At 70.6% G+C, this 26900-nt stretch carries 14 protein-coding genes and 1 tRNA gene; 9 read left to right on the forward strand and 6 right to left on the reverse strand.

The window, feature by feature from the left end:
* Positions 1-3: 3 nt before the first annotated feature.
* Together AHOG_RS07355 and AHOG_RS07360 are read right to left on the reverse strand one after the other, a co-directional pair.
* Entirely contained in the window at positions 4-1443 is a 1440-nt protein-coding gene (locus tag AHOG_RS07355; protein WP_093940675.1) for a carboxylesterase/lipase family protein, read from the reverse strand.
* A gap of 53 nt (positions 1444-1496) precedes the next feature.
* Positions 1497-2402 carry an MBL fold metallo-hydrolase gene (locus AHOG_RS07360; RefSeq protein ID WP_093940676.1) on the reverse strand — a complete coding sequence of 302 codons (906 nt, stop codon included), beginning with the start codon at positions 2400-2402 and terminating at the stop codon, positions 1497-1499.
* A gap of 141 nt (positions 2403-2543) precedes the next feature.
* Here AHOG_RS07360 and AHOG_RS07365 point away from each other — a divergent pair, with 141 nt between their 5' ends.
* Together AHOG_RS07365 and AHOG_RS07375 are read left to right on the forward strand one after the other, a co-directional pair.
* Positions 2544-3461: a helix-turn-helix domain-containing protein gene (locus tag AHOG_RS07365; protein WP_093940677.1), complete on the forward strand. Its 918-nt coding sequence runs from the start codon at positions 2544-2546 to the stop codon at positions 3459-3461.
* Positions 3462-4302: 841 nt separating this feature from the next.
* A complete protein-coding gene (locus tag AHOG_RS07375; protein WP_093940678.1) occupies positions 4303-5424 on the forward strand; it encodes a cytochrome P450 family protein in 1122 nt (373 codons plus the stop codon).
* 13 nt (positions 5425-5437) lie between these two features.
* Here the strand turns inward: AHOG_RS07375 and AHOG_RS07380 are convergent, their stop codons facing one another.
* Both AHOG_RS07380 and AHOG_RS07390 read right to left on the reverse strand, forming a co-directional pair.
* A complete protein-coding gene (locus AHOG_RS07380; protein WP_093940679.1) occupies positions 5438-5884 on the reverse strand; it encodes a PaaI family thioesterase in 447 nt (148 codons plus the stop codon).
* 1323 nt (positions 5885-7207) lie between these two features.
* Positions 7208-7283: transfer RNA gene (locus AHOG_RS07390), tRNA-Arg, on the reverse strand.
* 514 nt (positions 7284-7797) lie between these two features.
* Between AHOG_RS07390 and AHOG_RS07395 the strand changes: the two genes are divergently transcribed.
* The 7 genes from AHOG_RS07395 (at position 7798) to AHOG_RS07425 (ending at position 24597) form a co-directional block, all read left to right on the forward strand.
* Positions 7798-9729 carry a bifunctional copper resistance protein CopD/cytochrome c oxidase assembly protein gene (locus AHOG_RS07395; RefSeq protein ID WP_093944250.1) on the forward strand — a complete coding sequence of 644 codons (1932 nt, stop codon included), beginning with the start codon at positions 7798-7800 and terminating at the stop codon, positions 9727-9729.
* A 183-nt stretch (positions 9730-9912) separates the two neighbouring features.
* Positions 9913-10341, forward strand: coding sequence for a single-stranded DNA-binding protein (ssb, locus tag AHOG_RS07400; RefSeq protein ID WP_093940681.1), 429 nt, complete (start codon positions 9913-9915; stop codon positions 10339-10341).
* Positions 10342-10546: 205 nt separating this feature from the next.
* A complete protein-coding gene (ettA, locus tag AHOG_RS07405) occupies positions 10547-12223 on the forward strand; it encodes an energy-dependent translational throttle protein EttA (protein WP_093940682.1) in 1677 nt (558 codons plus the stop codon).
* Positions 12224-12230: 7 nt separating this feature from the next.
* A complete protein-coding gene (locus AHOG_RS07410; RefSeq protein WP_093940683.1) occupies positions 12231-18143 on the forward strand; it encodes a hypothetical protein in 5913 nt (1970 codons plus the stop codon).
* Positions 18144-18425: 282 nt separating this feature from the next.
* Positions 18426-23414, forward strand: a complete 4989-nt coding sequence (locus tag AHOG_RS07415) for an NAD-glutamate dehydrogenase (protein ID WP_093940684.1) — start codon at positions 18426-18428, stop codon at positions 23412-23414.
* 120 nt (positions 23415-23534) lie between these two features.
* Positions 23535-23951, forward strand: coding sequence for an acyl-CoA thioesterase (locus AHOG_RS07420; RefSeq protein ID WP_093940685.1), 417 nt, complete (start codon positions 23535-23537; stop codon positions 23949-23951).
* Positions 23944-24597, forward strand: a complete 654-nt coding sequence (locus tag AHOG_RS07425) for a DUF8185 domain-containing protein (protein WP_093940686.1) — start codon at positions 23944-23946, stop codon at positions 24595-24597. The genes AHOG_RS07420 and AHOG_RS07425 overlap by 8 nt, the downstream gene beginning before the upstream one ends.
* Before the next feature lie 80 nt (positions 24598-24677).
* On the opposite strand, the gene AHOG_RS07430 is transcribed toward AHOG_RS07425, so the two are convergent.
* Both AHOG_RS07430 and AHOG_RS07435 read right to left on the reverse strand, forming a co-directional pair.
* Complete coding sequence (locus AHOG_RS07430; RefSeq protein WP_245856613.1) at positions 24678-26273, reverse strand: glycoside hydrolase family 13 protein; 1596 nt, start codon at positions 26271-26273, stop codon at positions 24678-24680.
* A 195-nt stretch (positions 26274-26468) separates the two neighbouring features.
* Entirely contained in the window at positions 26469-26870 is a 402-nt protein-coding gene (locus AHOG_RS07435) for a globin (protein WP_376700038.1), read from the reverse strand.
* Positions 26871-26900: the final 30 nt, after the last annotated feature.

A 26900-nucleotide genomic window follows, 5' to 3' on the forward strand; every position in this document is an offset into this window, starting at 1 on the left:
CTCTCAGCTACCCAGGGCTTCCGCCTGAGGCCGCTGCGGGTCGTATGCGGCCCAGCCAGGGTCGCCGTGGGTCGCGAAGGCGACCCAGGCGCCGTGCACGCGGGCCGCGAGCCCGGCGGGCGCCGGGTCGGGATCGAGCAGACCGGCGTCGCCGTGCAGCCGCGGTTCATCGGCGATGTCGAAGACGAAGGGCAGTTCGACCGTGTGGGTGGCGCCCAGCCGCCCCTGCAACGCCGTCGAGCGGTAGCCGAACGAGTAGGCGTAGGTGCGGCCACCGGACAGCCGGGCGTGGGCATCGGTCAGCCGCGCGGTGCCGGCCCCGAAGAGGCCTTCGCCCAGCACCGCGGAGCGCAGCTCGCCCGGGGTCGCCCCCGGCCGGGCCGCCCGATGGGCCGCGACGACCGCGGCGGGGTCCGAGCCGACCTTCGCCGCGACGGCGAGTACGTCGTCGTCCGTGGAAGATTCCAGCTTGCCTTGCGGTACCAGGTAGAGGTGGCCCTCCTCGGTGTTGGTGCCGATGAGCAGGCCGACCTCTCCCGCAGGCCCCTCCGCCAGGGCGTCGGCCGGCTGCACGGGCAGGACCAGGGAGAACGGGCTCAGCTCGACGAGTGGGTCCGTGGCCGTCGCGGTCCGCAGGTCGATCCCCGCGAGATCCGGCAGGATCTCGAGGAACCTCTCGTCCGGGATCTCGGCGAAGGCCTCCGCTGTGGGCGGCACGCCCAGTGCCTGCGCGGTCACGGCCGTGACCCGGTGCGCCTGCTCGGGGGTGAAGGCGCCGGTGCCGCTGCCGCTCTGGATGATCGCGCGCCGGAACAACCCCCTGGCTTCCGGCGTCGCCAGCAGAGCTCCGGTGATGGTGGCACCCGCGGACTGACCGAACAGCGTGACGTTCGCGGGATCGCCACCGAACGCGGCGATCGTGTCCCGCACCCAGCCGAGCGCGGCGAGGACGTCGAGCAGCCCGCGGTTGGCGGGGGCACCCTCCAGGTCGAGGAAGCCGGGGATGCCGAGGCGGTAGTTCACCGTCACCAGCACCACGCCGTCGCGGGCGAACGCCCGGCCGTCGTAGAGCGCGGCGCGGGTGGAGCCGGTGACGAACCCGCCGCCGTGCACGAAGACCATGACCGGCCGCTTCCCGCGGTCCGTGCCGGGCGTGCGGACGTCGACGGTCAGGTACTCCTCGCCGCGCATCCAGCCCGGACCGAAGTAGGGGATCATGTCGAGCCGCCCGAAGTCCCGGGCCGGCTGCGGCGCGGTCGGCGACGGTGCGGTGGCGTCCCGGACACCGGACCAACCCGGGTGGGACGCCGGTGGCGCGAACCGGCCGGCGCCCGTGGGTGCCGCCGCGTACGGGACGGCGCGGTAGAGCTCGCCGAAGCGGTCACGAACACCGCGCACGGCGCCCGCCGGGGTCTCGACGATCGGATCTGCCTGCTGGGGCACGGGAAACACTTCCTCTCTCGGGTCACCGGGGGCAGGGGCCTGCCCCCACGGGCTCAGGCGATGCGGGAGAAGCCCGCCCACTCCTTGATGGCGAACCTCGACCCGTCCCGCTCGACCACCGCACCGCCATGGCCACCGAAGTGAGCTGGGAAGACCAGCGTGTTGTCCTCGGCCGCGCGGCCGAGGAGCTTGTGGCGGGTCGCCCGGGACTCGGCCGGGTCCTCGCAGAAGCAGGAATTGGTCTCCGGCTCCACGAGCTGCAGCGGGGTGTGCACCAGATCGCCGACGAACAGCGCTCGGTCGCCGGCCGACTCCAGGGTCAGCACGGACGACCCCGGGGTGTGGCCGGGCGCGAGATCCAGCCGGAGGTTTCGGTCGATCCGGTATGAGCCGTCCCACAGGTGGGCGAGCCCGGCCTCGTGCACCGGGGCGACGCTGTCCTCGAAGACGTTCTGGTTGCCGCGACCCAGCACCGGTTCGTGGTTGTCGGCCGGGTTCCAGAAGTCGAAGTCCTGCCGCGTCATCAGGTACTGGGCGTTCGGGAAGGTCGGCACCCAGGTCCGGCCGTCGAGGTAGGTGTTCCAGCCCACGTGGTCGATGTGCAGGTGGGTGTTGACGACGATGTCGACGTCTTCGGGCCGGACTCCGGCGGCGGCGAGGTTGTCCAGGTAGTTCGTGTACAGCCGGTTCCAGACGGGCGCGTAGGGGCGGTCCTTGTGGTTGCCGACCCCGGTGTCGACGAGGATGGTGCGGCCTTCGCTGCGCAGCAGCCAGGTCTGGATGGCCGAGCGGCATTCGCCGGTGCCGGCGTCGAGGAAGTCCGGGGCGAGCCAGCTCTGGTGTTCGTCCCAGGCGTCATCGGGGCTCCCGGGGAAGAAGTCCGCGGGGCCCATCTCGACCGAGCCGTAGTACTCCTTGACACGGGTGACGGTGACGTCGCCCAGTTCGATCTGATCCATGCTCACTCCTCATGAGTCGCGGGCTGCCGCCGCCCTGACCAGGTCGAGCCTGATCGCGTCCGCGCACGCCGACCAGCCCCGCCTTGTCCTACCCCTGGCAGGGTCTGGCTGGGCGGTGCCGCGGGCGTGGATAGTGAAGTGATGAACGGACCAGGCCCGCTCGGCGACTTCCTGCAGGCACGGCGGGCCAGGCTGCGCCCGGAAGACGTGGGGCTCCACGACCTCGGGCCGCGCCGTCGGGTGGCGGGGCTGCGCCGGGAGGAGCTGGCGCAGCTGGCGGGGGTCAGCGTGTCCTACTACACCCGGCTCGAACAGGGCCTGTCCCGTGGCGCGTCGGCGGAGGTGCTCGAGGCGATCGCCGGCGCCCTGCTGCTCGACGACCACGAGCGGGACCACCTGGAACGCCTCGCCGGGGCCTCCCGCCGGGTACCGCAGGCGCGAAGGCCCCGCCCCGAGAAGCTCGCCGACGAGACGCGGGACCTGCTGCGCTCCTTCGACGGCATCCCGGCGCTCGTCCTCGGCCGGCGTACGGACGTGCTGGCGTGGAACCCACTCGGCCACGCCCTGCTCGCCGGCCACGTCGACCCGCTGAGCCCGGAGGACCCCGCGTGTCGGCCGAACATGAGCCGGATGCTGTTCCTGGACCCGCATTGCCGGGAGCTCTACGGGGACTGGCGGCGCAAGGTGCGCGCGGTCGTGGGCAATCTGAGGATCGCCGTCGGCCGTCATCCGGAGGACCGGCTGCTCGCCGAGCTGATCGGCGAGCTGACGATGAAGAGCCCGGAATTCGTGGCGTTGTGGGGTGACCACCGGGTGACGCCGTGCGACGCCGCCACCTATGAGCTGCGCCATCCGGTCGTCGGCACGGTGACGGTCACCCAGCAGACCCTCGCCCTCGCGCGTTCGCCGGGGCAGTCCGTCGTGGTGTGCACGACGCCCGCCGGGTCACCGTCGGAGGCGGCCATGGCCCTGTTGCGGCAGGCGAGTGCGGCGGAGCGGTCCGGCCGGAGCGGTGGACCGGCCCGATCGCTCCACCGCCGCCCGGTGACCACCTCGTAGCCCGGCCGGCGCTGGGCGCCGCCCGGTGCCTCGTCACGGCGGTCCGCCGCCGGGGCACGCGGACCGATTTCGGCGGCCGTCGCCCGGCGAGGTCGGCGGGATCAGCCGCGACGAGACCGGGGAAGCGGGCGACGAGGACCGGCCGCGGTCGCCGCGGCCCTCGCCGTGAACGACTACCTGAGCGACGTCACCTATGCCGCCCTGGGCCGGAGCGGATGACGGCGTACGGCGCGTCGAAGGTCCCGGCGCCGAATCGAGCGACGATCTCGGGAACCTCGGGGATCATGCGGACCTTCGAGATCGAGCCCGCACCGCTGCCGGTCAGCCGGGTCCGACGGCTCCGCGGCGACGCGGTCGGCAGCGGCGCCGCGGTCCCGGACCCGTGCGGACCAGGCGCCCGTCCTCGGTCCGGGCCACCGCGTCCGCTCCCGACACCAGCGGGTACGCACCACCGTGGAGGTCTGCGCCGATCCGGATCTGCGTGCCGCCCGCGTACTGGTCCTCACCACGTATGAGACGGACGAGTACATCGCACAGGCTCTGCGCGCGGGGGCCGGCGGCTTCATCGGCAAGGGGATCGAGGCGCAAGGCCTGCTCGACGCCGTGCGCACGATCGCCGCCGGGCGACACCCTCCTGTCCCCGGTGGGGACCCGCTCGGCGCGGTCTCGTCGACACCCAGCCAGGTGCCGCTCACACTGGTGACGGCGCCCCTGGGAAACGGGGGTGTGGAAGGCCGATACTGGTGGAGCGTCGGTGACGTCGTGGCCGCTGACGATCGGGATCGTTGCCGTGGACGAGCGGCACCAGTATTCCCGAGGCTGACGACGTGCGGGGAGTGGGATGACGGGGGACCAGACTCATGGTGTTCGTGAGATCGCGTTGCCCGACGGTTCGCGGGGCTGGTTGGTCACCGGTTACGACGCCGCCCGGCAGGCACTGTCGGAGCGGCGTCTGTCCAAGGTGCTCACGGCCGGGGAGGTCGGTCTGACGCCGGAGCTCACCAGTGCCATGCTGCGCCAGATGTTGTTTCTCGACCCGCCGGACCACACGCGATTGCGTCGGCTGGTCTCGGCCGTGTTCACCCCGCGCCGCGTCGAAGACCTGCGTCCGCGCATCGACGAGATCGCCACCGAGCTGCTCGATGCGATCACCGTCCACGAGACGGTCGATCTGATCGAGGTGTTCGCCAACCCGTTGCCCCTGCAGGTCATCTGCGAGCTGCTCGACGTGCCGATCGAGGATCGCACCGCGTTCCGCGACTGGTCCGCGATCATCGCGGCCGGCCCGGCCCGGCAGGACGAGCTGCCCGACGCGCTGGCCGAACTCCTGGTGCGGATCCGGGCCATGCTGGCCGACCGGGCCGCGCGTCCCGGCAACGACCTCGTGAGTGGTCTGCTCGCGGTACGTGATGAGGATGATCGGCTGTCCGCGGACGAGCTGACGTCGATGGTGTTCATGCTGGTGATCGCTGGTTACGAGACCACGGTCAACCTGATCGGCAACGGGGTGGCGGCACTGCTCGAGGATCGGGACCGGTGGATCCGGCTCCGTGGCGACCCCGAGTTGCTTCCGACCGCCGTCGAAGAGTTCATCCGGTTCGAGCCGCCGATCGCCATCACGACGCAGCGCCGCGCCACCGCGACCTTCGAGCTCGGTGGCCGGACCATTCCTGCGGGTTCGCTGGTGTTGGTCAGCCTGGCGGAGGCCAACCGGGACGCCACCCGTTTCCCGGAGGCCGACGAGTTGCGGTTGGACCGGCCGCCCACCCGGCATCTGGGTTTCGGGTACGGCATCCACCACTGCATCGGTGCCCCGCTGGCCCGTGTGCAGGCACAGGTTGCCTTCACCGCGCTGATGACCAGGTTCCCCGATCTGGACCTGGCGATCCCGGTCGGTGACGTCGTACGGCGATCCGACTTCCAGCGCGGCGTCACCTGGCTGCCTGTCCGCCTTCGTGGCTAGTGCCCATCCCTGTTCAGCCCCTGGCTGCCGGGGAGTTCCTGGAGATCGCGGCGGTGGTGGCGACGGTCAGGTCACCACTCGTGAGCTCGCCCGCGACGAAGGAGACGGGCCGGGTCCGGCGCTGGACCCGAGCCCGGCCGGACAGCGGTAGGCCGTGCCTGGCGCCACCAGTGAACCGGGTGGTCAGCGAGATCGTGATCGGGTGTCGACGAGCCGCCACCAAGCCACCGTCGTCCGAACTCGCCAGGATCTGCTCGGCGGTGCCACCCAAGGTGTAGTCGAGCAGGGAGAGCAGGATGTCACCGCGCACCATCCCGTTGGGATTGAGATGGTGCGGAACCACGAGCAGGCAGGTGTCGATGCCCATGTCGTGACGCCGTACCCGGATTCCGTCGAGATACCCCATGAAGCCGTCCTGCCGGAGTCGCTCGCATCCGGCAGGCACCTCGGCGCTGTTCATGCCTCCTCCTCGACGACGAGCAGCAGCCGGCTCGCGACCATGACGGGGCACCGTCCCGGGCGACGAGGGAGCAGCCCAACCGCAGGCGGCCGGCGCTCGGGACGATCTCGATGCCCTCCAGGGTCACCTCGAGACGGATGTCCGTGCCAGGCGTGAGCGGGCGCGGGAAGCGGACCCGGTCCAGACCGCGGTCGACCCGGCGTCGGACGGCGTCGATCGAATAGCACTCGCTGTGCAGGCCCGTGATCAGAGCGGGGGTGAGGACACCGTGCGCACGCAAAGCAGGCGACGGTTTCGAACACGGGTTCATGTCACTGCCACACTATCGGGCAACCGCGACGAGACACGTCACTCCGCTGCTGACCCACCTCCGCAGAGCAGTGGTCGACCTGCTCGAACTTGCTGAACCTGCGCGATCAGGCCTGCTCGCGATGTCGCACTGGGCAACGGGCCACTGTGGACGAAGGTCCACGGTGAGCTGACCCGCGAGGTCGCGGATCCGGACAGCCTCGCCGAACCGGGCTATCCGATCGAACCACACCGGCGTTCCCCCCGGGGCCTCGTCCATCGCCGAAGGTCTTGTCGATGAGCCGCGCTGCCTCGGCGGCGGTCGGCGGCTTCGGCTCTGGCGGCTTCTGGCGCGGGCGGGCCGCTGCGGTCGCCGAATTCGAGGCGATTCATTCCCGATGCACGGCGGTGTTCAGCGCGGCTGATGATCGAGTGGACTGCCGGATCGTCGATGAGGACATCGGCTTGCACTGGTGGGCTACGCATCGGGATCGCTCGCAGTCGTGCCCGGCATTCCGGCGATGCTCGATGAACGGAGTTCTGTCGCAACGACGTCGGCAGCGTCGAAGCTCGGCTACAGCGTCTCCAGGTCACGGGTGCTGATGCGTTTCACGGCGATCCCGCCGAGCGCGGGTCTGATGGTCCGGCCGATGTGGCCGAAGTAGTCGTCGCGCGTGCTCTGTTCGAGATCGGCGGTCCGCCCCCACTCGTCGATGGCATGGCTGAAACTCGCCGCAGAAGCAGGGGGAGCGTTGCGTGTCCACCGCGGCCATGAGCCGAGTCATGGCCTTCCGTGCTCGCCTCTTCGCAGCCTTGTCAGTGCCTTTGATGGTCTCGCGGCGGTATGAGCGGCGTCCGGTACCGGGTCTATGCCCGCGTAGACGACCCCCGGAGGGAGTCGCCACGGGTCTCGATGCGGCCTCTCTGACGGCCTTCGGAGCGTGCGCTGTCCATGACCCTGGGTCATTCGCACCCAGGGTTGCACCCACAGATCGACTCCGGCGATCAGATTCGGTTGTCTCCGCTGCTAGGCGGTGGTGCCCCCGGCAGGACTCGAACCTGCGACCAAGAGATTAGAAGTCTCTCGCTCTATCCGCTGAGCTACGGAGGCGTTCTGTGCTCGACGCGCGGCCAGGGTAACCCGCGTGAAGTCCTTGTTCAGCGTCGGCGCGCGTCTGTTGCCGAGCCGGTATCCAACTGATTCGGCATCGCTGTACGGTGGAAAGCCCACCGGACGTGCGGCTGTCTGGACAGCGGTTTTCCCCTTCTGGACGTGAGCAGTGCCGGAGCCCGTCGCATGGTGCCCACCTGCGGCGCTCTGTTCCGGCCTGGCCGCCAGTATCCACCCTTCGGCCGCCTCGACGTCGAGACGGTCCAGGTGTCACCCCGTTCTTATTGCCTACATCACACCGTCGGGCAGCGGGTCCGTGGTGAGCCGGGTCTCCAAGTACTTCTTCTCCCGTGCTCAGATCGACGACGCCGGGGCCGAGGCCTGCCCGTCGAGTGCCTACTCTCGTGAGGTGCCTCCCGAGACATCCTCGACCAGTGAGCCGTCGAAGTCCGACGCAACGCCGTCACGTCGCCGCCGGGTCGCCGCGCTGACAAGCGTCCTGCTGCCCGGCGCGATGTTCGCCGTGCTGATCGCCGCGCTGCTGACCGCCTTGTCGAGCGACGACCTCTATGCCTCGCTCGGCCTGCCCGATCCCGGTGCGCTCGTCCAGTACGGGCTGCCGGTGGTGCGCGTGATCGCCGAACTCGGCGCGATGGTCTGCATCGGATCGCTGCTCGCGGCGGCGTTCCTCATACCGCCGAGAGAGTCGGGGATGCTGGCCGCCGACGGCTACGCCGCGGTGCGGACCGCGGGCTGGGCGGCGGCGGTGTGGGCGACCGGCTCAGCGCTCGTGGTTCCCTTCTTCGTCGCCGAGGCCGTCGGGCGACCCCTCGACGAGGTGCTCGACCCGCAGATCCTCGGATCCCTCATCCCTCGGCTGGAGCAGACCGGCGCGTGGATGCTGACCGGCGGCATCGCGCTGCTCGTCGCGATCGCATGCCGCTTCATCCTGACCTGGCGGTGGGCCGTCGGGGCCTTCGCGGCCGCGCTGGCCGGGCTGCTGCCGGTGGTCGTCACCGGGCACTCGGCGACCGGCGGCGCGCACGACGTCGCGACGAACAGCCTGCTCATGCACCTCTTCGCCGCGTGTCTGTGGGTCGGCGGCCTCATCGCCCTGCTCGCCCACGGGCTCCGGCGGGGGTCGCACCTGACCCTGGCGACGACGCGCTTCTCGCAGATCGCGCTCGTCTGCTGGATCGTCATGGCCTTCTCCGGGGTGGTCAACGGACTCGTGCGAGTGAGCCTCGGCGAGCTGTTCACGACGGTCTACGGTCGGCTTCTGGTCATCAAGATCGCGGCGCTGATCGTGCTCGGCGTGTTCGGTCATCTCCAGCGCAGGCGCAGCGTCGTCGAGGTCGTCGCCTCGGGTTCGGGCCGTGCGCTGATCCGGCTCGCCTCGGTCGAGGTGCTCATCATGCTGGGCACGGTCGGCGTGTCCGTGGCACTGGGCCAGACGCCGCCGCCCAGCGAATTCGATCCGGTCGGGCCCTCCAGCACCGAGGTCGCGCTCGGCTATGACCTGGCCGGGCCGCCCACCCTCACGGCGCTGCTGTTCGACTGGCGCTTCGACCTGATCTTCGGCACCGCCGCCGTGGTGCTCGCCGGGCTCTACCTGTTCGGCGTCCGGAGGCTCGCCCAGCGTGGCGACAGCTGGCAGCTCGGCCGCACGCTCGCCTGGCTGGCGGGCTGTGCGACGCTGCTGATCGCGACCTCGTCGGGAATCGGCCGCTACGCACCCGCCATGTTCAGCGTGCACATGGGCGCCCACATGCTGCTGGCGATGCTCGTGCCGATCCTGCTCGTGCTGGGCGGGCCGGTCACGCTCGCGCTGCGCGCGCTGCCCGCCGCAGGCCGGGAAGCACCACCCGGGCCGCGCGAATGGCTGCTCGCCGCGCTGCATTCTCGATTCACCACGGTCATCACGCACCCGGCGATCGCATTCAGTCTGTTCGTCGGATCGTTCTACATCCTGTACTTCTCCGGTCTCTTCGACGCCGCGCTTCAGGAGCACTGGGCGCATCTGGCGATGAACGCCCACTTCCTGATCACCGGCTATCTCTTCTACTGGCTGGTGATCGGGGTCGACCCGGCACCACGAAACCTGCCGCCGCTGGGCAGGCTGGGGCTGTTGTTCGCCTCGATGCCCTTCCACGCCTTCTTCGGCATCGCCCTGATGAGCTCCAGTACTGTGATCGGCGACACATTCTATCGGAGTCTTGCCCTGCCCTGGGCCACCGACCTGCTGGAGGATCAGCGGCTCGGCGGCGGACTGTCCTGGGCGGCGGGGGAGATCCCGGTCGTGGTGGTGCTGATCGCGCTGCTGGTGCAGTGGGCACGCTCCGACGGGCGGGCGGCGCGACGGGAGGACCGCCGTGCCGACGGCGACGGTGATGCCGACCGTGCGGCCTACAACGAGATGCTCAAGAAGTTGTCCGAGCGGCCCTGATACCACGACGTCTCCTCCGCCCCGCCGAATATCGGTGTCTCACCGGCGTGTCATCCACATGACACGAGTTGTCCACAGGCCCGCGGCCTGTCGTTGCAGGCGGCGCGGCGCTCGGTGATCCTGATCTCAGCCCGGCTCGACGGGCGGGACGACCAGGGACCGGATACACCGAAGGGCGCTCCGATGCACGAGACGATGATCACGATCATGGGCACTCTGACCAGCGGCGTGCGATTTCGTCGCAACACCGAGGGCGTGGCGGCGGCCAGTTTCCGGTTGAGCAGCACCGAACGCCGATACGACCGAGACCGAGGACAGTGGGTCAACGGCGACCGGCTCTTCGTGACGGTGCGCTGCAGGCGGGCGCTCGCCGAGCACACGATCGCCGTTCTGGAGAAGGGCGATCCGGTGATCGTCCACGGGAGGCTGCAGACCCGTGAGTACGACGTGGAGGGGCAGCGCCGGCACTGCACGGAACTCGTGGCCTCGGCCATCGGGCCGGACCTCACCCGGTGCCGGGCAGCTCCCGAGCGGCCGGGAACCGCCCGGGCCTCACCATCGGCCTACGACGAGGCGACGGCAGCAGAGCGGGCACTGTCGGTCGCCACCTGATACGTCGGGCTGGGGGCGGCCCCGACCCGTTCCCAGCCCGGCTTCCGGCGACCTCGCCGCCGTGATGTCACCCCTGCGTGGGAACGCGGATTCTGCCCTTCGGCCGTCCATGCGAGGGCGAGGCTGGCGGGCCGTCGGACCGCGGGAGACGCGCAGGGGCCGTCCGAGGTGTCTCGTCTCTCGGCATCGCTCTACGATCGCCGGCATGGCCGAGTTCATCTACACCATGAAAAAGGTCCGCAAGGCGCACGGGGACAAGGTCATCCTCGACGACGCGACCATTCAGTTCTACCCAGGCGCGAAGATCGGCGTCGTGGGGCCCAACGGCGCTGGAAAGTCCAGCGTCCTCAAGATCATGGCGGGACTCGACCAGCCCAACAACGGCGAGGCGTATCTGACGCCGGGATACACGGTCGGCATCCTCCAGCAGGAGCCGCCGCTCAACGAGGACAAGACGGTCCTGGGCAACGTCGAAGAGGGCGTCGGCGCGATCAAGAAGAAGCTCGACCGCTTCAACGAGATCGCCGCGCAGCTCGCCACGGACTACACCGATGAGCTCATGGAGGAGATGGGCGTCCTTCAGGAGGAACTCGACCACGCCAACGCCTGGGACCTCGACTCCCAGCTCGAGCAGGCCATGGACGCCCTGCGCTGCCCGCCGCCGGACGCGGACGTGAAGGTCCTCTCCGGTGGCGAGCGTCGCCGGGTCGCCCTGTGCAAGCTGCTGCTCTCTCAACCGGACCTCCTCCTGCTGGACGAGCCGACCAACCACCTCGACGCGGAGAGCGTGCTGTGGTTGGAACAGCACCTGGCGAACTACGCGGGCGCCGTCCTGGCCGTCACGCACGACCGGTACTTCCTGGACAACGTCGCCGCGTGGATCCTGGAACTCGACCGGGGGCGGACCTACGTCTACGAGGGCAACTACTCGACCTACCTGGAGCAGAAGGCGGAGCGTCTCGCCGTCGCGGGAAAGCGAGACCAGAAGCTCCAGAAGCGGCTGCGTGACGAGTTGGCCTGGGTGCGGTCCAACGCGAAGGCGAGACAGACCAAGTCCCGGTCGCGGTTGGCACGGTACGAGGAGATGGCCGCCGAAGCCGAGAAGACCAGGAAGCTCGATTTCGAGGAGATCCAGATCCCGCCGGGGCCGCGGCTGGGCAACGTCGTCGTCGAGGTCGACAAGCTGAAGAAGGGCTTCGACGAGCGAGTGCTCATCGACGGGCTCTCCTTCGACCTGCCTCGCAACGGGATCGTCGGCGTGGTCGGCCCCAACGGGGTCGGAAAGACGACGCTGTTCAAGACCATCGTCGGTCTGGAGCAGGCCGACAGCGGCACCGTCCGGATCGGCGAGACGGTGAAGCTGTCGTACGTCGACCAGAACCGGGGCGGCATCGACCCCGACAAGAACGTCTGGGAGGTGGTCTCAGACGGACTCGACTACATGCACGTGGGCAATGTCGAGATGCCCTCGCGTGCCTACATCGGCGCGTTCGGCTTCAAGGGTCCCGACCAGCAGAAGCCTGCCGGTGTGCTCTCCGGCGGCGAGCGCAACCGGCTGAATCTGGCTCTCACCCTGAAGCAGGGCGGCAACCTGATCCTGCTGGACGAGCCGACCAACGACCTCGACGTCGAGACCCTCGGATCGCTGGAGAACGCCCTCGAGCAGTTCCCCGGCTGCGCCGTCGTGATCTCGCACGATCGCTGGTTCCTGGACCGGGTGGCCACGCACATCCTCGCCTGGGAGGGCACCGAGGACGAGCCGGGAAGCTGGTACTGGTTCGAGGGCAACTTCGAGGGCTACGAGAAGAACAAGATCGAGCGGCTCGGCCCCGACGCGGCGCGCCCGCACCGCGTCACCCGACGCAAGCTGACCCGCGACTGAATGGAGCATGGTGGCGTCCGCCTGGGGTGCGACACCGGCGAATGACGAGGTGGGCTCCGCGCTGGAGCTCGCCTGGCGACTCCGCTGGAGCGCACCTGAGGTGACCCTCCTCGCGGGCGAGCGGGCTCGCAGGCTCGCCACCGAGGAGGGTGACCACCGCAGCAGGCTCACCGCCGAGCTGTTGGCGCTGTTCGCCCTCAACCGGCTAGGTCGGGGCGTGGTGGTCGTCGAGCGCGGCATCGCGGCGCTACGGGAGATCGAGGCCGAGCGGCTCACCGAGCTGTCCGCGCCGCTGCGGGTCGAGCTGGCCCACAGCGCACGGATAGTCGGTGCGCCGTTGATCGCCTTCGGATTGCTGCGTCCGGTGTTGGAGGATGCCGGTCTGCCTTCGGAGGTGCGTGCGGCAGGGCTGTTGGAGCTGGCGGAATGCCTGCCCGGCGGAAGCAGGGACGAGGGCTGGTCTCAGGCCTTGTCCGCGGCCGACCGGCTGTACGAGTCGGATGCCGCGTCGTCTCGCGACGACGTCGCACCCCGACGGGCGATGATCCAGGCGTTGCGGGCGGGGTTCCACCGCAGGCGTGGCGAGCCGGGGCCCGCCGAGGAGTGCGTGCTCCGAGGGCTCGATCTCCTCGGCGGCGTCCGAAGTTCGGCGACCGACGGCGGCCAGGCCGACGCGCGGCTCAGGCTCGAGCGGGCTCATCTGCTGTTGGACGGTGGGCGGACCGACCTGGCGGTGGAAGTCTGTCGCTCGACGCTGGCGCGACCGGTCCGTGCCGCGGCCGCCTCGGCACTCGGCTGGCTTCGGGTGGTGCTGGCCACCAGACTGCACCTGCCCGCAGGCGAGCCCGAGACCGCGCGTGAACTGCTGTTGGAGGCGGCGGCGGGTGCTCGGCGGCATGGACTGGACCCGCTGCTCTCCGAGAGCCTGCAGGCCTTGTCGTACCTCTACGAAGCCGTCGACGAACTGCCGGAGGCACTGCGGTGCCTGCGAGCCGCACACGCCGCGGAGCAGCGTCGGCAGCGCGCCGTCAGTGCGGCACGACTGCAGCTGGCTGCGGAGTTCTCCTCCAGCGTCGGCGATGCCGCGGCGTTGAAGGCCACTCTGACCGACCTGCTGCGCACGGACTCGGGCGTCGGATCCGCGGAGAGCCGTGCGCCGGCCGTCGCCTCGACGACATCCGGCGCTCCCGGCGAGCAGACGGGCGGCGCGACGTCGGGCAGCCCTCCGACGACGACATGGCGCATCACCGATCCGGTCCGCTCCGCCGGCACGGCGGCTGACCCCGCCGACTCCGGTGATCTCGCCGAATCCGATGCTCCGGTCCATTCCGGTGCGGCGGCTCGTCAGAGCAGTCGCTATCCGGTGGTCGGTACCGGCACCCGTGACCTCGGCGAATCGGAAGCCTCCAGCGGTCTGGGTGTTCCCGGCGAAACGAACGATCCGACCCGATCGGGCGCCTTCGTCTCGTCGGACGCCGTGGACGGCTCCGGCGCGGTCGACGTGCATCGGGCGACCGGGGCGTCCGCGGACGATCGGTCCTCCGCGATGGCAGGCGAGCCGGGTAGGCCTCCCGCGGTCCTGCCGCCCGGCGTGGCCGTGCCACCGAGGGGCGCCGTGCCTCCCGAGGCGAGCGTCCGAGCGGCCGACGACCCGGCCGAGCAGGCGGGCGCGGTGCCAGTCGGCAGGCACGGCGCGGTCGACCCGCCCGCCGCGACACGGCTAGACGCCGTCGAAGGGTCCGACGCCGAGAGCAGCCGGATGTCGGACGGATCGGCCGCCGAGCTGCTCGATGGCTCGAACTGGCGGGTGGGGACGGATCCGACGACACCGGCCGTGGTCGACCCGCCCGGCGGCGGCTCGGCTCCGTCTTACTGGACGCCGTCGTCGGCGGTCGATGCACGCTCGACAGCGTCCGAGCTGCCGTCCCGGCACGCGGCGGCCGAGCACGAGCAGCCGCCCGCCTCGGACATCGCCGTCCCGTCGGCGGCAGCGACCGTCGACGGCCGCTCTCCGGCCATGTCATCGAACTGGCAGGTCGGCGGACCGGCGGTGAACCGGCAGGACGAGAAGACCGTCGTCGGGGACGTCGACGATCCGGTGCCGCCCACGACGGTCACGGTGTCGGCCGAGGACGACGCGACTGAGCCGTCGATCGATCCCCACGCCGCTCCCACGCTTGTCGACCCGGTGTCTGCCGACCCGGTGCCCGTCGGCTCGGATTCCGTCCGCTCGGGTCCTGCCGACTCGGCATCGGTGCGGACCGGCGCCGACTCGGCACCGCCGGGGAGGTTCGTCGAACCTGCCGCGACACCGGACGTCTCGCCGTCCCGGTTCTCGGATTCGGCCGATCCGGCGAGCACGGTCCCTGGTCCGCCACGCCACGGAGCGACGTCTACGGCCACGACCGAAGCCCGTCCGTCAGGACACGAGGCCACCCCGGCCGAGCCGACCCGTCCTCGGCACTCCGCCCCAGCGGACCTGCCCTTCAGCGGGGGCGGAAGCCTGGGGTCGGCAGCGCCGCAGGCCCCTGCTACCTCGGTGGAATCCCCGTCCTCCGTCTCCGGCGGCTCCCCGACGTTCGCCACGGGTGGCGTGCCTGCGTGGACGCCGTCCGCCGGGCAGGCGGACTTCTTCTCCCTTCCCGCGACCACGGCCGCCGGGAGCCCCGACCGACACGGGGCGGCCCAGACCGCGGGCAGGCTTGTCGAAGCGGCCGCCGAGCGCGGCGCGGCGGCCGACGCGGAATCGTCGATGACGCGGCGAGCAGAGTCCGCCGCCGACGGGCCTGCCCGAGGCGACCCTGCGGCGGGACCCTCCTCGTCCCGGGCCGCCGACGCGAGGTCCGGGGCCGGTGCGCGGTCACCCTGGTCGACCTCGCCCGCGGACCAGACCACACCACCGCAGGGCATCCCGACCCCGGAATCGACGATCCCGTGGGCGCCGGCGGAGACGGCGTCGGCGGCAGGGCGGGCGGCATCGGCTACCGAGGGAGGTTCGGACTCGACGGAGGACGTGCTGCTCGCGAGCGAGATCACGGCGCCGCTGCCTGCCGTCCGAGACGACGACCCGTCACCACCGGCGGGCGGTGACACGCTGCCCAGCTTCGACGTGAGCGAGTTCGCGGCGATGGGCGGCGAGATCGACCTCGCGCCGAGTTCGCTGGCGCTCTTCCGAGGCATCGGCACCACCGACCCGTTGCTCGCCTACGAACGTGCCGCCGAAGACGACCAGGAGCCGGAGGAGCCGTCGCCGCCGCTTCCCTTCGGCATGTTCGGCGGCGGTGCGCTGCTCTCACCGTCTCCGGAACCGGCCGACGCCGGGCGGACCACCGGCGATCCGGTCGCCGCCGATGAAGCCGCCGCATCGTCGGTCAGCAACCCGTCGGACACGAGATCGGCGTTCATCGCATCGTCGGACGCCGCGTCCCCGGCCGTCGTGGACGGGGACCGGGCCGCTGCGGAGCCCTCCGTCGTCTCATCGGGCGCGGCCGGGCCGGTCAGCGACCCGGCAGGCGCGGCCGCCGTCGACCATGCCGACGGCACCGGCACCGGCACAGACACAGCCGGGGCACCCCACATTCCTCCGGCTTCCGAACCACCGGTGTCCCCGGAGCATCCCCCTGGGGCACAGGGGCCCGGGCACGCCCGAACATCGGCGAAGCGAGCAGCGACCGCGGCGACCGGTACCGCGAGCGACCAGTCGGCTTCCTGGTCGACGATCACCGATCCGCCTGCCGACGTCCGTCTCGGGGACCCGTTCGCCGCCTCCGAGTCGGAAACGGCCACGCCGGACACGCCTGTCTCTCCGCCGGCCGCGGCACCGTCGTCCGAGGGCGCGGAGCAGGCCGACTCGGGCGGGCCCGCCGCGACGGCCGTGGCGACCGAAGGCGGGTCGCGGCACCGGGACCGGGAGACTGCGACCGAGTCCGATCGTGTCGTCGGCGGCGAGGGAGTCGCCGAGGCCGCGGAGCAGCCGCCCGCCGACGGGCCCGTGAGTCCCATTCGTCGGGTGCTCACCGAAGCGGACCTCTCCGACCAGCACGTCTCCGTACCTACGTCGGGGCAGGCGTTCAAGTTCGACAGCGGCTCCGAACGGACGGGCGGCGAGGCCTCCGCCGGGTTCGAGTGGTCGATGCACACGGACGACCCGGCCCCGATACGACCGGAGGCCGTCACACCGAGCCCGCTCTTCGCACCATCGACCTCCGGCTGGGAGCCCGGGAATGACGTGGCCTCGCCGCCCCCGCCCTCGGCGGCGCTGCCCTGGGCAGTCGGCGGCCCGGCCATGCCTGTTCCCGAGGTCGGCGGCACCGATGCGGAGTCGGAGGCCTCGGCGAGCGACGAACGAACGGCGACCGGTCCCGGCCTCCCTTACTTCGCGTCGGCGGCCGCCGACGAGTCGAGTACGCCCGCCGGATACGAGTCTTCGGAGAGCGACCTCGTGTCCCGTTCGGCGGGCCTCGGAACCGACGCCCGAGAGACCTCGATGCCCTCGGCGGCCGGGTTCGGCGACGCGGCACTGGGAGACGCCGCGGCGGGCGTCGGTGCGGACTCCGGCGTCGGTGCGGCAGGTGCGGACGCCGCAACGCGGAAATCGGGGGTCTCGGGCGGCACCGGGGCGCCTGACGTCGGGTTCTCATCGGGTACGGCGCGCGGCTCACGCGCGGTCGAGGACGCGTCGGACGTTCCGACGGGCCCCATCCCGAGGATTCACGCGGAGGACGAGATCGGATTCGCCGAGGCGAGTGAGACGTCGACTCCGCCGTTCGGCATCGCCCTCGTACAACCGGTCACGGATACCGCGCCGGCGGCCGGACACGGGCCCCCGGACAGGCCGGGGCTCGTCTCCCCGCCGCCACAGCCTGCGCCCAGTGGTCCGCCGGCCGCCACGTCGTCGTCGGGAGCCTCGGCGCCGCAGGTCGCCGTCTCGCCCGCCGTGACCCCGCTGGAGCCGTCGCAGGCCGCCGAGTTCTCGCGGCAGGCGCCGCCGCACCTCGACCCGACGGGCGCGGGCCTCGCGAGTGCCGAGGTCTCGTCCGCCGAGACTCCTCCTACCGAGTCTCCGCAGGCGCTCCTCTCCTCCGTGCCGTCTCCGGCGGAGACGGCACCCACGCCGCCCTCCTCGGTGGCCGCTGTCTCACCGCCCGCTCCGGCGACGTCGCTCCCGCCGCCCGTCGAACCGCCGAGTGCCGCGCCTACGGGAGATCCGCGGACCGTGACCACACCGGCGGCGAACACGGAGCCCGCGGCTCCACAGCAGGAAGACCGGCGACCCGCGGACCCGCGGCCCGCCGACTCGCCGAAGGCGCCCCCGGCCGCGGCGGCTGAACCGCCCGAGACGGCGCGGCCGGTCGCACCCCCGGCGCCCGTGGAACTCCCCGCCGCCCCGAAGCCGGGCGGCTCCGGCACACCGGACGACAGGCGGCTCGCCCAGGATCAGCCTGCCGGGGCCCGCGCGGGGTCAGGTGAGGACGTGACCAGTACCGGCAGGCTCCGCCGGGTGCGCTCTCAGCTGCGCATCGGCGATCTGCTGGCCGATGCGATGGTGGCCTACGAGTCGACCCTGCGGGGGCTGGAACTGCCCGTCCCGCCGCCGCCCGCACCAAGGATCGGGGAGTCGGGACATCCGCCGTTCGCGGAAGCACCGGGTGCAGGCGGCTCGCCGCCCCGGCCGCGCAGCGGCGAGGGAGACCACGGCGGGGAAGGCCCGGCCGGGATCGTCGCACCCGGCGACGGCCCGCGACTGCCGCCCGAAGCCGCCCGCGCCGACCTGGATCCGTCCGTCCGATCGCAGCCAGGCTCGGACCGGCAGACAGGCGACTGGGCAGTGCTCCCGCCCCGCCGTCGACCCGCGTCCGACATCGCGGCCGACTCGGACGCCGATCAAGCCTGGACACCGCCGAGGGAGTGCGGCGGGTGAATCCTTCCCCGCCACAGCGGTTTTCGCGGCACTCTCGGAGCCGGTGCGCGAGGTGACGGCGACGTCCGTTCACCTGTGATCTCGTGCACAGGCGTCGGCTGGCGACCCTGCGCGGGAGCGTTCCGTGTCACCGTCGACGAAGACCACCGTCATGACCGCTTGTTCCGTTTCGGCGGGGGCGGTGAGCAGCCCGCTCCTTGCGGAGAGGGTGCAGAGTCAGGCACTAAGGTTGGCCCCGGCCTTGGTACGACCGAGGTACCCGTGATGTGGAGTCGTTTGACCATGACCTCGACAGGAGCACAGTCCGAGATGATCGCCACCGGCAACGACGCCGAGTCGGCACCGTCGCACCGCCAGGACAGGACGGCCGCGCTCGATTGGACTCGGGAGGAGCTGCTCGACCGGGCGGCCGAATCCGAGCCCGCCCTCGGCAGTCTGCTGCGACTGTATTTTCGATACGTCTCCGCCGAGGAGGTCGTCGCACACGATGCCGGCCAACTCGTCGCGATGCTGACCTCGCACGTCGAGCTGGCCCAGCACCGAGTGGCGGGGAGACCGGCCATCCGTGTGTTCGCCCCGGAAGACGAGAAGGCGGGCGTGACCCGCGACGTCACCGTGATCCAGATCGTCACCGACGACATGCCCTACCTCGTCGAATCGGTCGTCGCGGGCCTGAGCAGGCAGAACGCCTCCGTGGCCCGCATCGTGCATCCCATCGTCGTGGTGCGACGCGACCTGACCGGCGAACTGCTCCAGGTGCTCGACGCGGCCGATCCCAGCGACCCGCCCTCGGACTCGTTGGTCGAGTCGTGGATGCACCTGGAGATCGCCCCGGTCGGCGACGAGGCGGCGCGTGAGGCGTTGGAACGCAGCCTGCACTCCGTGCTCAACGACGTTCGAGAGGTCGTCGAGGACACCGATCGGATGGCGGAACGGGCGCTTTCTCTGGCCACCGAGCTGGAGTCGGCCACCCTGCCGCTGCCCGTGACCGAGGTGCGCGACGGGGCCCGGCTGCTGCGTTGGCTGGCGGCGGGCCACTTCACCTTCCTCGGCTACCGGCACTACGAGCTGGCCGACGAGCCCGGACATGACGAGCCTGTCCTGCGGACGGTCCTGGCCTCCGGCCTCGGTGTGCTCCGCAAGGACAGTCTCGACGCCAAGGACCTCGCCGCCGCGCCGGACGGCATGGCACACGCGCTGGCACCCAGCCTTCTCGTGTTGACCCAGGGCAGCGCGCCCTCGACGGTGCACCGTCCGATGCACCCGTACTACGTCGGCGTCAAGACCTTCGACGAGCACGGCGTGGTCAACGGTGAACACCGCTTCCTCGGTCTCTTCACCACCACCGCGCTGCACGAGGACGTCCTCGACATTCCCGTCGTCGCCCGCAAGGTGCGCACGGTGATCCGTCGCGCGGGCTTCCCGCTGGAGTCCTACTCCGGACAGCGGATGCTGGAGGAGTTCCAGAACTATCCGAGGGCCGAGCTGTTCTCCGCGGACCCGGAGACTTTGCAGGACACGATCGCGGGTGTGTTGTCCCTGGTGGAACGCCGTCGGCTGCGACTGTTCCTGCGCCGTGACGAGTTCCGCCGCTTCTTCTCCTGCCTGGTCTACCTGCCGAGGGACCGCTACACGACGACGTCCCGGCTGGCGATGCAGGAGGTCCTGCTCCGCGAACTGCACGGTGTCGAGCTGGAGTACAGCGCACGCATCGGCGAGTCGTTGCTGGCGCGCGTGCACTTCATGGTCCGCACCGACCCCGACGCCGAGGTGAGCGTCGACACCGGTGTCCTTCAGGACCAGCTCACCGCGGCGGTGCGCACCTGGAGCGATCGGATGGTCGAGGAGGTCATCGCCTCGGATCTGCCCAGGAGCGTCAAGGGCGATGAGGGCGACGACCTGCGCTTCGAACCCGCGGCGGAGCGCGGCAGGCAGTACGCCTCCGCGTTCTCCGAGGCGTACAAGGAGGACTTCACCGCCGCCGAGGGGCTCGCGGATCTGCGCAGACTCTTCGCCCTGTCCGGCCCCGGCGACGTCGACATCTCCTTCTACCGGCCCGCCGTCGGCGAACCGGGCGAACGGCGATTCAAGCTGTACATGGTCGGTGAGCGGGTCACGCTCTCACAGGTCCTGCCGATCCTGCAGCGGATGGGCGTCGAGGTCGTCGACGAACGCCCCTACGAGGTCAACCGACACGATGGTGTCCAGTGCTGGGTCTACGATTTCGGCCTTCGCTTGGACGTCGCGCTGCTGGACGACCAGGCAGCGCCGAACATGGCCGAGCTCCAGAGCCGCTTCCAGGACGCCTTCGTGGCGGCATGGGAGGGCCGGTGCGAGATCGACGGCTTCAACGCCCTCGTCCTGCGCGCGGCCCTGACCTGGCAGCAGGCCGTCCTGTTCCGTACCTACGCCAAGTACCTGCGACAGGCCCGGATCGCCTACAGCCAGGACTACATCGAGGACACGCTGCGGGCGAACCCGGTCGTCACCAGGGCGCTGGTCCGGCTCTTCGAATCGCGATTCGACCCCGCGCTGTCCGAGGAGGACCGGCGGCTGCGCACCGAGGCCGCGCTCACCGAGATCGAGACCCTGCTCGACGAGGTCACCAGCCTCGACGTCGACCGCATCCTGCAGTCCTACGTGACGCTGATCCGTGCCACGCTGCGCACGAACTACTTCGTCCGGGACGAGGCCGGTGAGCCCCACCCGTACCTGGCCGTCAAGCTCAAGCCCAGCGAGATCCCTGATCTGCCCGAGCCCCGTCCCGCCTTCGAGATCTTCGTCTGCTCGCCTCGCGTGGAGGGTGTGCATCTGCGCTTCGGCGCCGTCGCACGCGGCGGACTTCGATGGTCGGATCGCCGAGAGGACTTCCGGACCGAGGTTCTGGGACTGGTGAAGGCGCAGGCGGTGAAGAACGCCGTGATCGTGCCCGTCGGCGCGAAGGGCGGGTTCGTGGTGAAGCGCCCACCCGCTCCGACCGGCGACGTGGCTCGGGACCGGGAGGCACACGCGGCCGAGGGCGTGGCCTGCTATCGGATGTTCATCTCCGGTCTGCTGGATCTCACCGACAATCTCGACGCGGGGCAGGTCGTGCCCGCTCCTCAGGTCGTCCGGTACGACGGGGACGACACCTACCTGGTGGTGGCCGCGGACAAGGGCACCGCCCGATTCTCCGACATCGCCAACGACGTGGCGACGTCCTACGGCTTCTGGCTGGGCGACGCCTTCGCCTCCGGCGGTTCCGCGGGCTATGACCACAAGCAGATGGGCATCACCGCCAGGGGCGGCTGGGAGAGCGTCCGTCGACACTTCCGCGAGCTGGGGCTGAACACGCAGGAGGAGGACTTCACCGTCGTCGGCGTCGGCGACATGTCCGGTGACGTCTTCGGCAACGGAATGCTGCTCTCCCAGCACATCCGGCTGATCGGCGCGTTCGACCACCGGCACATCTTCCTGGACCCGGATCCCGACAGCGCCGACTCCTTCGACGAACGGCGACGGCTCTTCGCGCTTCCCCGATCGAGTTGGGACGACTACGACCGCACGAAGATCAGCGCGGGCGGCGGCGTGTGGCCGCGCAGCGTCAAGGCCATCCCGATCGCGCCGCAGGTCCGTGCCGCGCTCGGACTCCCGGAGTCGGTGACCCGGCTGTCGTCGCCGGAACTGGTCAAGGCCATTCTCTCCGCACCGGTGGACCTGTTGTGGAACGGCGGGATCGGCACCTACGTCAAGGCCGCCGACGAATCGCACGCCGAGGTCGGAGACAAGGCGAACGACGTCCTGCGGGTCGACGGCCGAGACCTTCGGGTCAAGGTCGTCGGCGAGGGCGGCAACCTCGGACTGACCCAGCGCGGCCGCATCGAGTTCGCCAAAGCCGGCGGCAAGGTCAACACCGACGCCTTGGACAACTCGGCGGGCGTGGACTGCTCCGACCATGAGGTCAACATCAAGGTCCTGCTGGACCGGGTCGTCGCCGCCGGGGCGCTGGAGCCGGATCGTCGAGACGACCTGCTGCAGGAGATGACCGACGAGGTCGCCGAGCTGGTGTTGGCCGACAACTACCGACAGAACGCGGTGCTGGGCGTGTCCCGGTCCCACGCGGCACCGATGCTGTCGGTGCACGCCCGGCTCGTGGCCAGCCTGGAGGCCGCGCACGGGCTGGACCGCGAGCTGGAGGTCCTGCCTGGTGTCCAGCGCTTCAAGGCGATGGACAAGGCGGGCGAGGGACTGACCTCCCCGGAGCTGGCCACGCTGATGGCCCACGTCAAGCTCGCTCTCAAGGAGGACGTGCTGGCGAGCAGCCTGCCGGAGGCCGAGATCTTCGCTGGCAGACTGCCGAGCTACTTCCCCACGCCGTTGCGGGAACGGTTCGGCGACGTCATCTCACAGCACCCGCTGCGCCGCGAGATCATCACGACGATGCTGGTCAACGAGGTCGTCGACGGCGGTGGCATCTCCTACGCCTTCCGGTTGTCCGAGGAGATGAGCGCCACCACCACGGACGCCGTGCGCGCCTTCGCCGTGGTGACGGAGGTCTTCGACCTTCCCGCGCTCTGGCGGGCTGTCGACGACCTGGACACGACGGTGCCCAGTGACGTCGCCGACGATCTGGTCCTGCAGTCCCGGCGGCTCCTGGACCGCGCGGCGCGCTGGCTGTTGTCGAACCGGCCGCAGCCGTTGGCGGTCGGTGCCGAGATCGCCCGGTTCAAGCCGGTCGTCCGCGCGCTCACCCCGCGCGTCCTGGAACTCCTCCAGGGTCGGGAGCGGGCCCTCGCTGCGGAGCTGACGGCGAAGCTGGGTGCCGCAGGGGTACCGGAGGACACGGCCGAGCGCATCGCCGCGCTCCTGCACACCTTCAGCCTGCTCGACATCACCGAGGTCGCCGAGCTGGCGGAGCGGGACGGCGGCGTCAGCCGGGAACGCAGCCCGGAGGAGGCCGCGGAGCTGTACTTCGCGGTGTCGGCGCATCTGGACATCGACCGGATCCTGAACTCGGTGAGCGACCTCGAGCGCGGCAACCGGTGGCACGCCCTGGCTCGACTCGCCCTGCGCGACGACGTCTACACCTCGTTGCGCAAGATCACCATCGACGTCCTGCGCAACAGCGACCAGGGACAGAGCGTGTCGGAGAAGATCGGTCAGTGGGAGCAGGCCAACTCCTCGCGGCTGGAGCGTGCGGGCACCACCCTGTCGGCGATCAACGCGGTGACGAAGCTGGACCTGGCGACGCTGTCGGTGGCCGCCCGACAGATCCGGAGCATGGTCCGGTGACCGTGTCTCCGCCTTCGGGCACCCCGATAGGGTGAGGCGAAACGGTATGAGGTCGATCCGCTGGGAGGCATTCGTCCCTTGGGTGTGTATGTCGCGGACGTGACACCGAGGTGGTCTGACATGGATGCGTTCGGCCATGTCAACCACGCGAACACGGTCACGTTGCTGGAGGAGGCCCGCGTCGGGCTGTTGTTCGTCGAGGGCGGTCGACGCGGTGAGGTCGAGATGGGCGACGGCACCGTCGTCTCCCGCCTGCGGGTCGACTACCTTCGACCGCTGATCGTCGACGGAGCCGCGGTCCGAGTCGAGATCGCCGTCGACGAACTGCGGGCGGCATCGTTCACGCTCGTCTACGTGCTGCGCAGCGGGCGGTCTCCCGACGATCCGATCGCGGCCACCGCGGAGACGGTGATGGTGCCTTACGACCTCGCGGGCGGCAGGCCGCGCAGGCTCACCGAGACCGAGCGGGACTTCCTGGCGGGCTGGCGGGCGAAGCTGCCCGTCGGCAGGCCGCAGGGGGTGGGCGTCCGTGGCTGAGCTCCGCCTCGACGACTCCGCGGCCCGAGACGACCTCGGCGCCTTCGTCGCCCGCGCGGTCCGGCTCGATCAGCAGGCCGTGGTGCGACTGCGCAACCGGCCCGGCCTCGATGAGGGCGCCCCGCCGATGGTGGACGCATGGGTCTCCACACCCTTCGACGCGCTGGTCACCCGGTCCGTCGAAGGCGTGCTCGCCCCGGCCGACACGACCGTCTGGGCCAACGACCTCCTCACCACGCTCACGGTGGTGCGGGGAGATCGCCTCGACCCCGGCCTGCCGCAGGACCTCCTCTGGCGCTCGGCCCTGCCGCCGTCGGAGGGCTGGCGGCGGGTCGACGACGTCCCGGCGGGCACGATCGCGGAACTCGCCGAGCGGGGAGTGTCGGTGGCCAGGGACAATCCTGGACCACACGGCACGCCGCCCGCCGCGCTGCTCGATCAGACGGTGCTGACCGTGAGCGGCGCCGGACTGGACGTCAAGATCCCGCTGCGCTGCCTGTTCGCGTTGTCCGGGATGGGCTTCGTCGGTGGCGGCGAGGCCGAGGACCAGGTTCGGGTCGTCGCGACCGACTCCTGGCTTCGTCTGGACGCGCGATTCGGCTCGGTGGTGCGCCGCCGACACGCGATGCTGCCGCTGTTGATCTGAACGGTTCCCGGCGCCCCGCGGGAGCGGGGCGCCGGGACGCCGATCGCCGTGACCTCTCAGACGGGACCGGCGGTCACGAATCAGTGCAGCCAGGCGGCGGTGTCCGGGGGCAGCTCCCCGACCCCGAGCGGACCGCTGGAGAGCAGCACCTCACCAGGCGGAAGCGGCACGGGCACCGACGAGGTGTTGAGTGCGCAGATGAGACCGCCGCCCTTGCGTCGGAACGCGAAGCAGCCCTCCGGAGCGCCGTACCACTCGATCTCGGTGCCGGAGAACGCCGAGGTCGTCTTGCGCAGCTCCAACGCCTGGCGGTACAGCGAGAGCATCGACTCGGGGTCCTCGAGCTGACGCTCGGCGGTCAGCTCGGCCCATTCCGGCGGTATCGGCAGCCAGGTCTCGGGCCGAGTGGAGAACCCGAACGGCGGCGTCTCGCCTTCCCAGGGCATGGGCACGCGACAGCCGTCCCTGCCTCGTTCGGTGTGCCGGGACCGCTCCCAGATCGGGTCCTGCAGCGCCCAGTCGGGCAGATCCACGTTCGGCAGCCCCAGTTCCTCCCCGTTGTAGAGGAACGCGACACCTGGCAGCGCCAGCTCGACCATCATCATCGCGCGGGCCCGCCGCGCGCCCTGCGGACCGTCGCCGTAACGAGAGACGTGACGCACCACGTCGTGGTTCGACAGCGTCCAGGTCGGCGGCGTGTCGGTGGCGGCCAGGGCGTGGACGGAGTGCTCGATCGCCTCGCGGATCACCTCCGCGTTGAAGGCGGCCTCGACCAGACGGAAGTTGAAGCCCAGGTGCAGCTCGTCGGGCCGCAGATAGCGAGCGAACCGTTCGTCGTCCTTCACCCAGATCTCGCCGACCGCCATGCGGCCCGGATACTGGTCGAGGACCTTGCGCACCATGCGGTGGACGTCGTGCACGCCGTCGTTGTCGAACCTGGGGTCCAGCCGGTTGTCATGCAGCACCGCCGACCCCTGATCGGCTCTGGCGTCCATGTCCGGCAGACCGTCGGGCTTGGCCATGCCGTGCGCGACGTCGATGCGGAAGCCGTCGACGCCCCGGTCGAGCCAGAAGCGCAGCGTCTGCTCCAGATCGTTCCAGACGTCGATGTTCGCCCAGTTCAGATCCGGCTGCTGCGGGGCGAACAGGTGGAGGTACCACTGTCCGTCCGGCAGCCGGGTCCATGCCGGGCCGCCGAAGATGCTGGTCCAGTTGTTGGGCGGCTGCGCGCCGTCGGGACCGCGACCGGGGCGGAAGACGTATCGATCGCGCTCCGGGCTGCCGGGAGCCGCCCGCAGCGCCTGCTGGAACCACGGGTGCTGGTCACTGCTGTGGTTCGGCACCAAATCGATGGTGACCCGGATACCACAGGCGTGGGCCTCGGACACGAGTCGGTCGAAGGCCGCCAGGTCGCCGAAGAGGGGATCGACGTCCCTGGGGTCCGCCACGTCGTAGCCGTGGTCGGCCATCGGTGAGCGGTAGAACGGCGTCAGCCAGAGGGCGTCCACGCCGAGAAGCTCGAGGTAGCCGAGCCGGGCTCGGATTCCGTCGATGTCGCCGACACCATCACCGTCGGAGTCCGCGAAGGAACGCACGTAGACCTGATAGAAGACTGCGTTTCGCCACCACGCGGAGTTCTCCGCAGTCTCGGTTTGAAGGTCGGCAGATCGTCGCACAGGGAGCCATCCTGCCATCTGTTTCGGGGGAAAGTTGCCTCAAACGGGTGATTGAGTAGCGCGATCTTGGGCACTGCGCTGTCGGGCATCATGACCTGCCCGGAACGGGACCCGTCCGGGTGGCGCGGAGCAGGATACGGCCCGCGGACCGGGAGCCGTTCGTGATCGGTGTCGGCGGCCGCCGGCCGCAGTGGATCAGTGCCAGGAGTTGACCAGCGTCTGGGCGGCCATCTCCAGGTACGCCCACAGACGGTCGCGGTGAGCCGGTTCGAGTTCGACCTCGTCGACCGCCACTCGCATGCAGCGCAGCCAGGCGACGCGCTCGGCCTCGCCGATGGTGAAACCGGCGTGACGCATCCGCAGCCGAGGGTGACCCCGCTGCTCGGAGTAGGTGTGCGGGCCGCCCCAGTACTGGGCCAGGAACAGACGCAGGCGGTCTTCGGCCGGGCCCAGGTCCTCTTCGGGATACATCGGGCGCAGCAGTTCGTCGTGAGCCACCTCGACGTAGAACCGAGCGACGATCCGTCGGAAGGTCTGCTCGCCCCCGACTGCCTCGTAGAAGTTCTCCGGTTCGCCCACGGGTCCATACTCGCTCACGCCCGAAACACCCTTCTCCTCAGGGGGTGG

It is taken from the genome of Actinoalloteichus hoggarensis (assembly GCF_002234535.1).
GTDB classification, from domain to species: Bacteria; Actinomycetota; Actinomycetes; order Mycobacteriales; family Pseudonocardiaceae; genus Actinoalloteichus_A; species Actinoalloteichus_A hoggarensis.

Coding starts and splice junctions, on each gene's coding strand:
- ssb (WP_093940681.1), top strand. CDS start 9,913: ATGCACGAGACGATGATCACGATCATGGGCACTCTGACCAGCGGCGTG.
- AHOG_RS07410 (WP_093940683.1), top strand. CDS start 12,231: ATGGTGGCGTCCGCCTGGGGTGCGACACCGGCGAATGACGAGGTGGGC.
- AHOG_RS07360 (WP_093940676.1), bottom strand. CDS start 2,402: ATGGATCAGATCGAACTGGGCGACGTCACCGTCACCCGTGTCAAGGAG.
- ettA (WP_093940682.1), top strand. CDS start 10,547: ATGGCCGAGTTCATCTACACCATGAAAAAGGTCCGCAAGGCGCACGGG.
- AHOG_RS07365 (WP_093940677.1), top strand. CDS start 2,544: ATGAACGGACCAGGCCCGCTCGGCGACTTCCTGCAGGCACGGCGGGCC.
- AHOG_RS07420 (WP_093940685.1), top strand. CDS start 23,535: ATGGATGCGTTCGGCCATGTCAACCACGCGAACACGGTCACGTTGCTG.
- AHOG_RS07380 (WP_093940679.1), bottom strand. CDS start 5,884: ATGAACAGCGCCGAGGTGCCTGCCGGATGCGAGCGACTCCGGCAGGAC.
- AHOG_RS07395 (WP_093944250.1), top strand. CDS start 7,798: ATGTTCGCCGTGCTGATCGCCGCGCTGCTGACCGCCTTGTCGAGCGAC.
- AHOG_RS07375 (WP_093940678.1), top strand. CDS start 4,303: ATGACGGGGGACCAGACTCATGGTGTTCGTGAGATCGCGTTGCCCGAC.
- AHOG_RS07415 (WP_093940684.1), top strand. CDS start 18,426: ATGACCTCGACAGGAGCACAGTCCGAGATGATCGCCACCGGCAACGAC.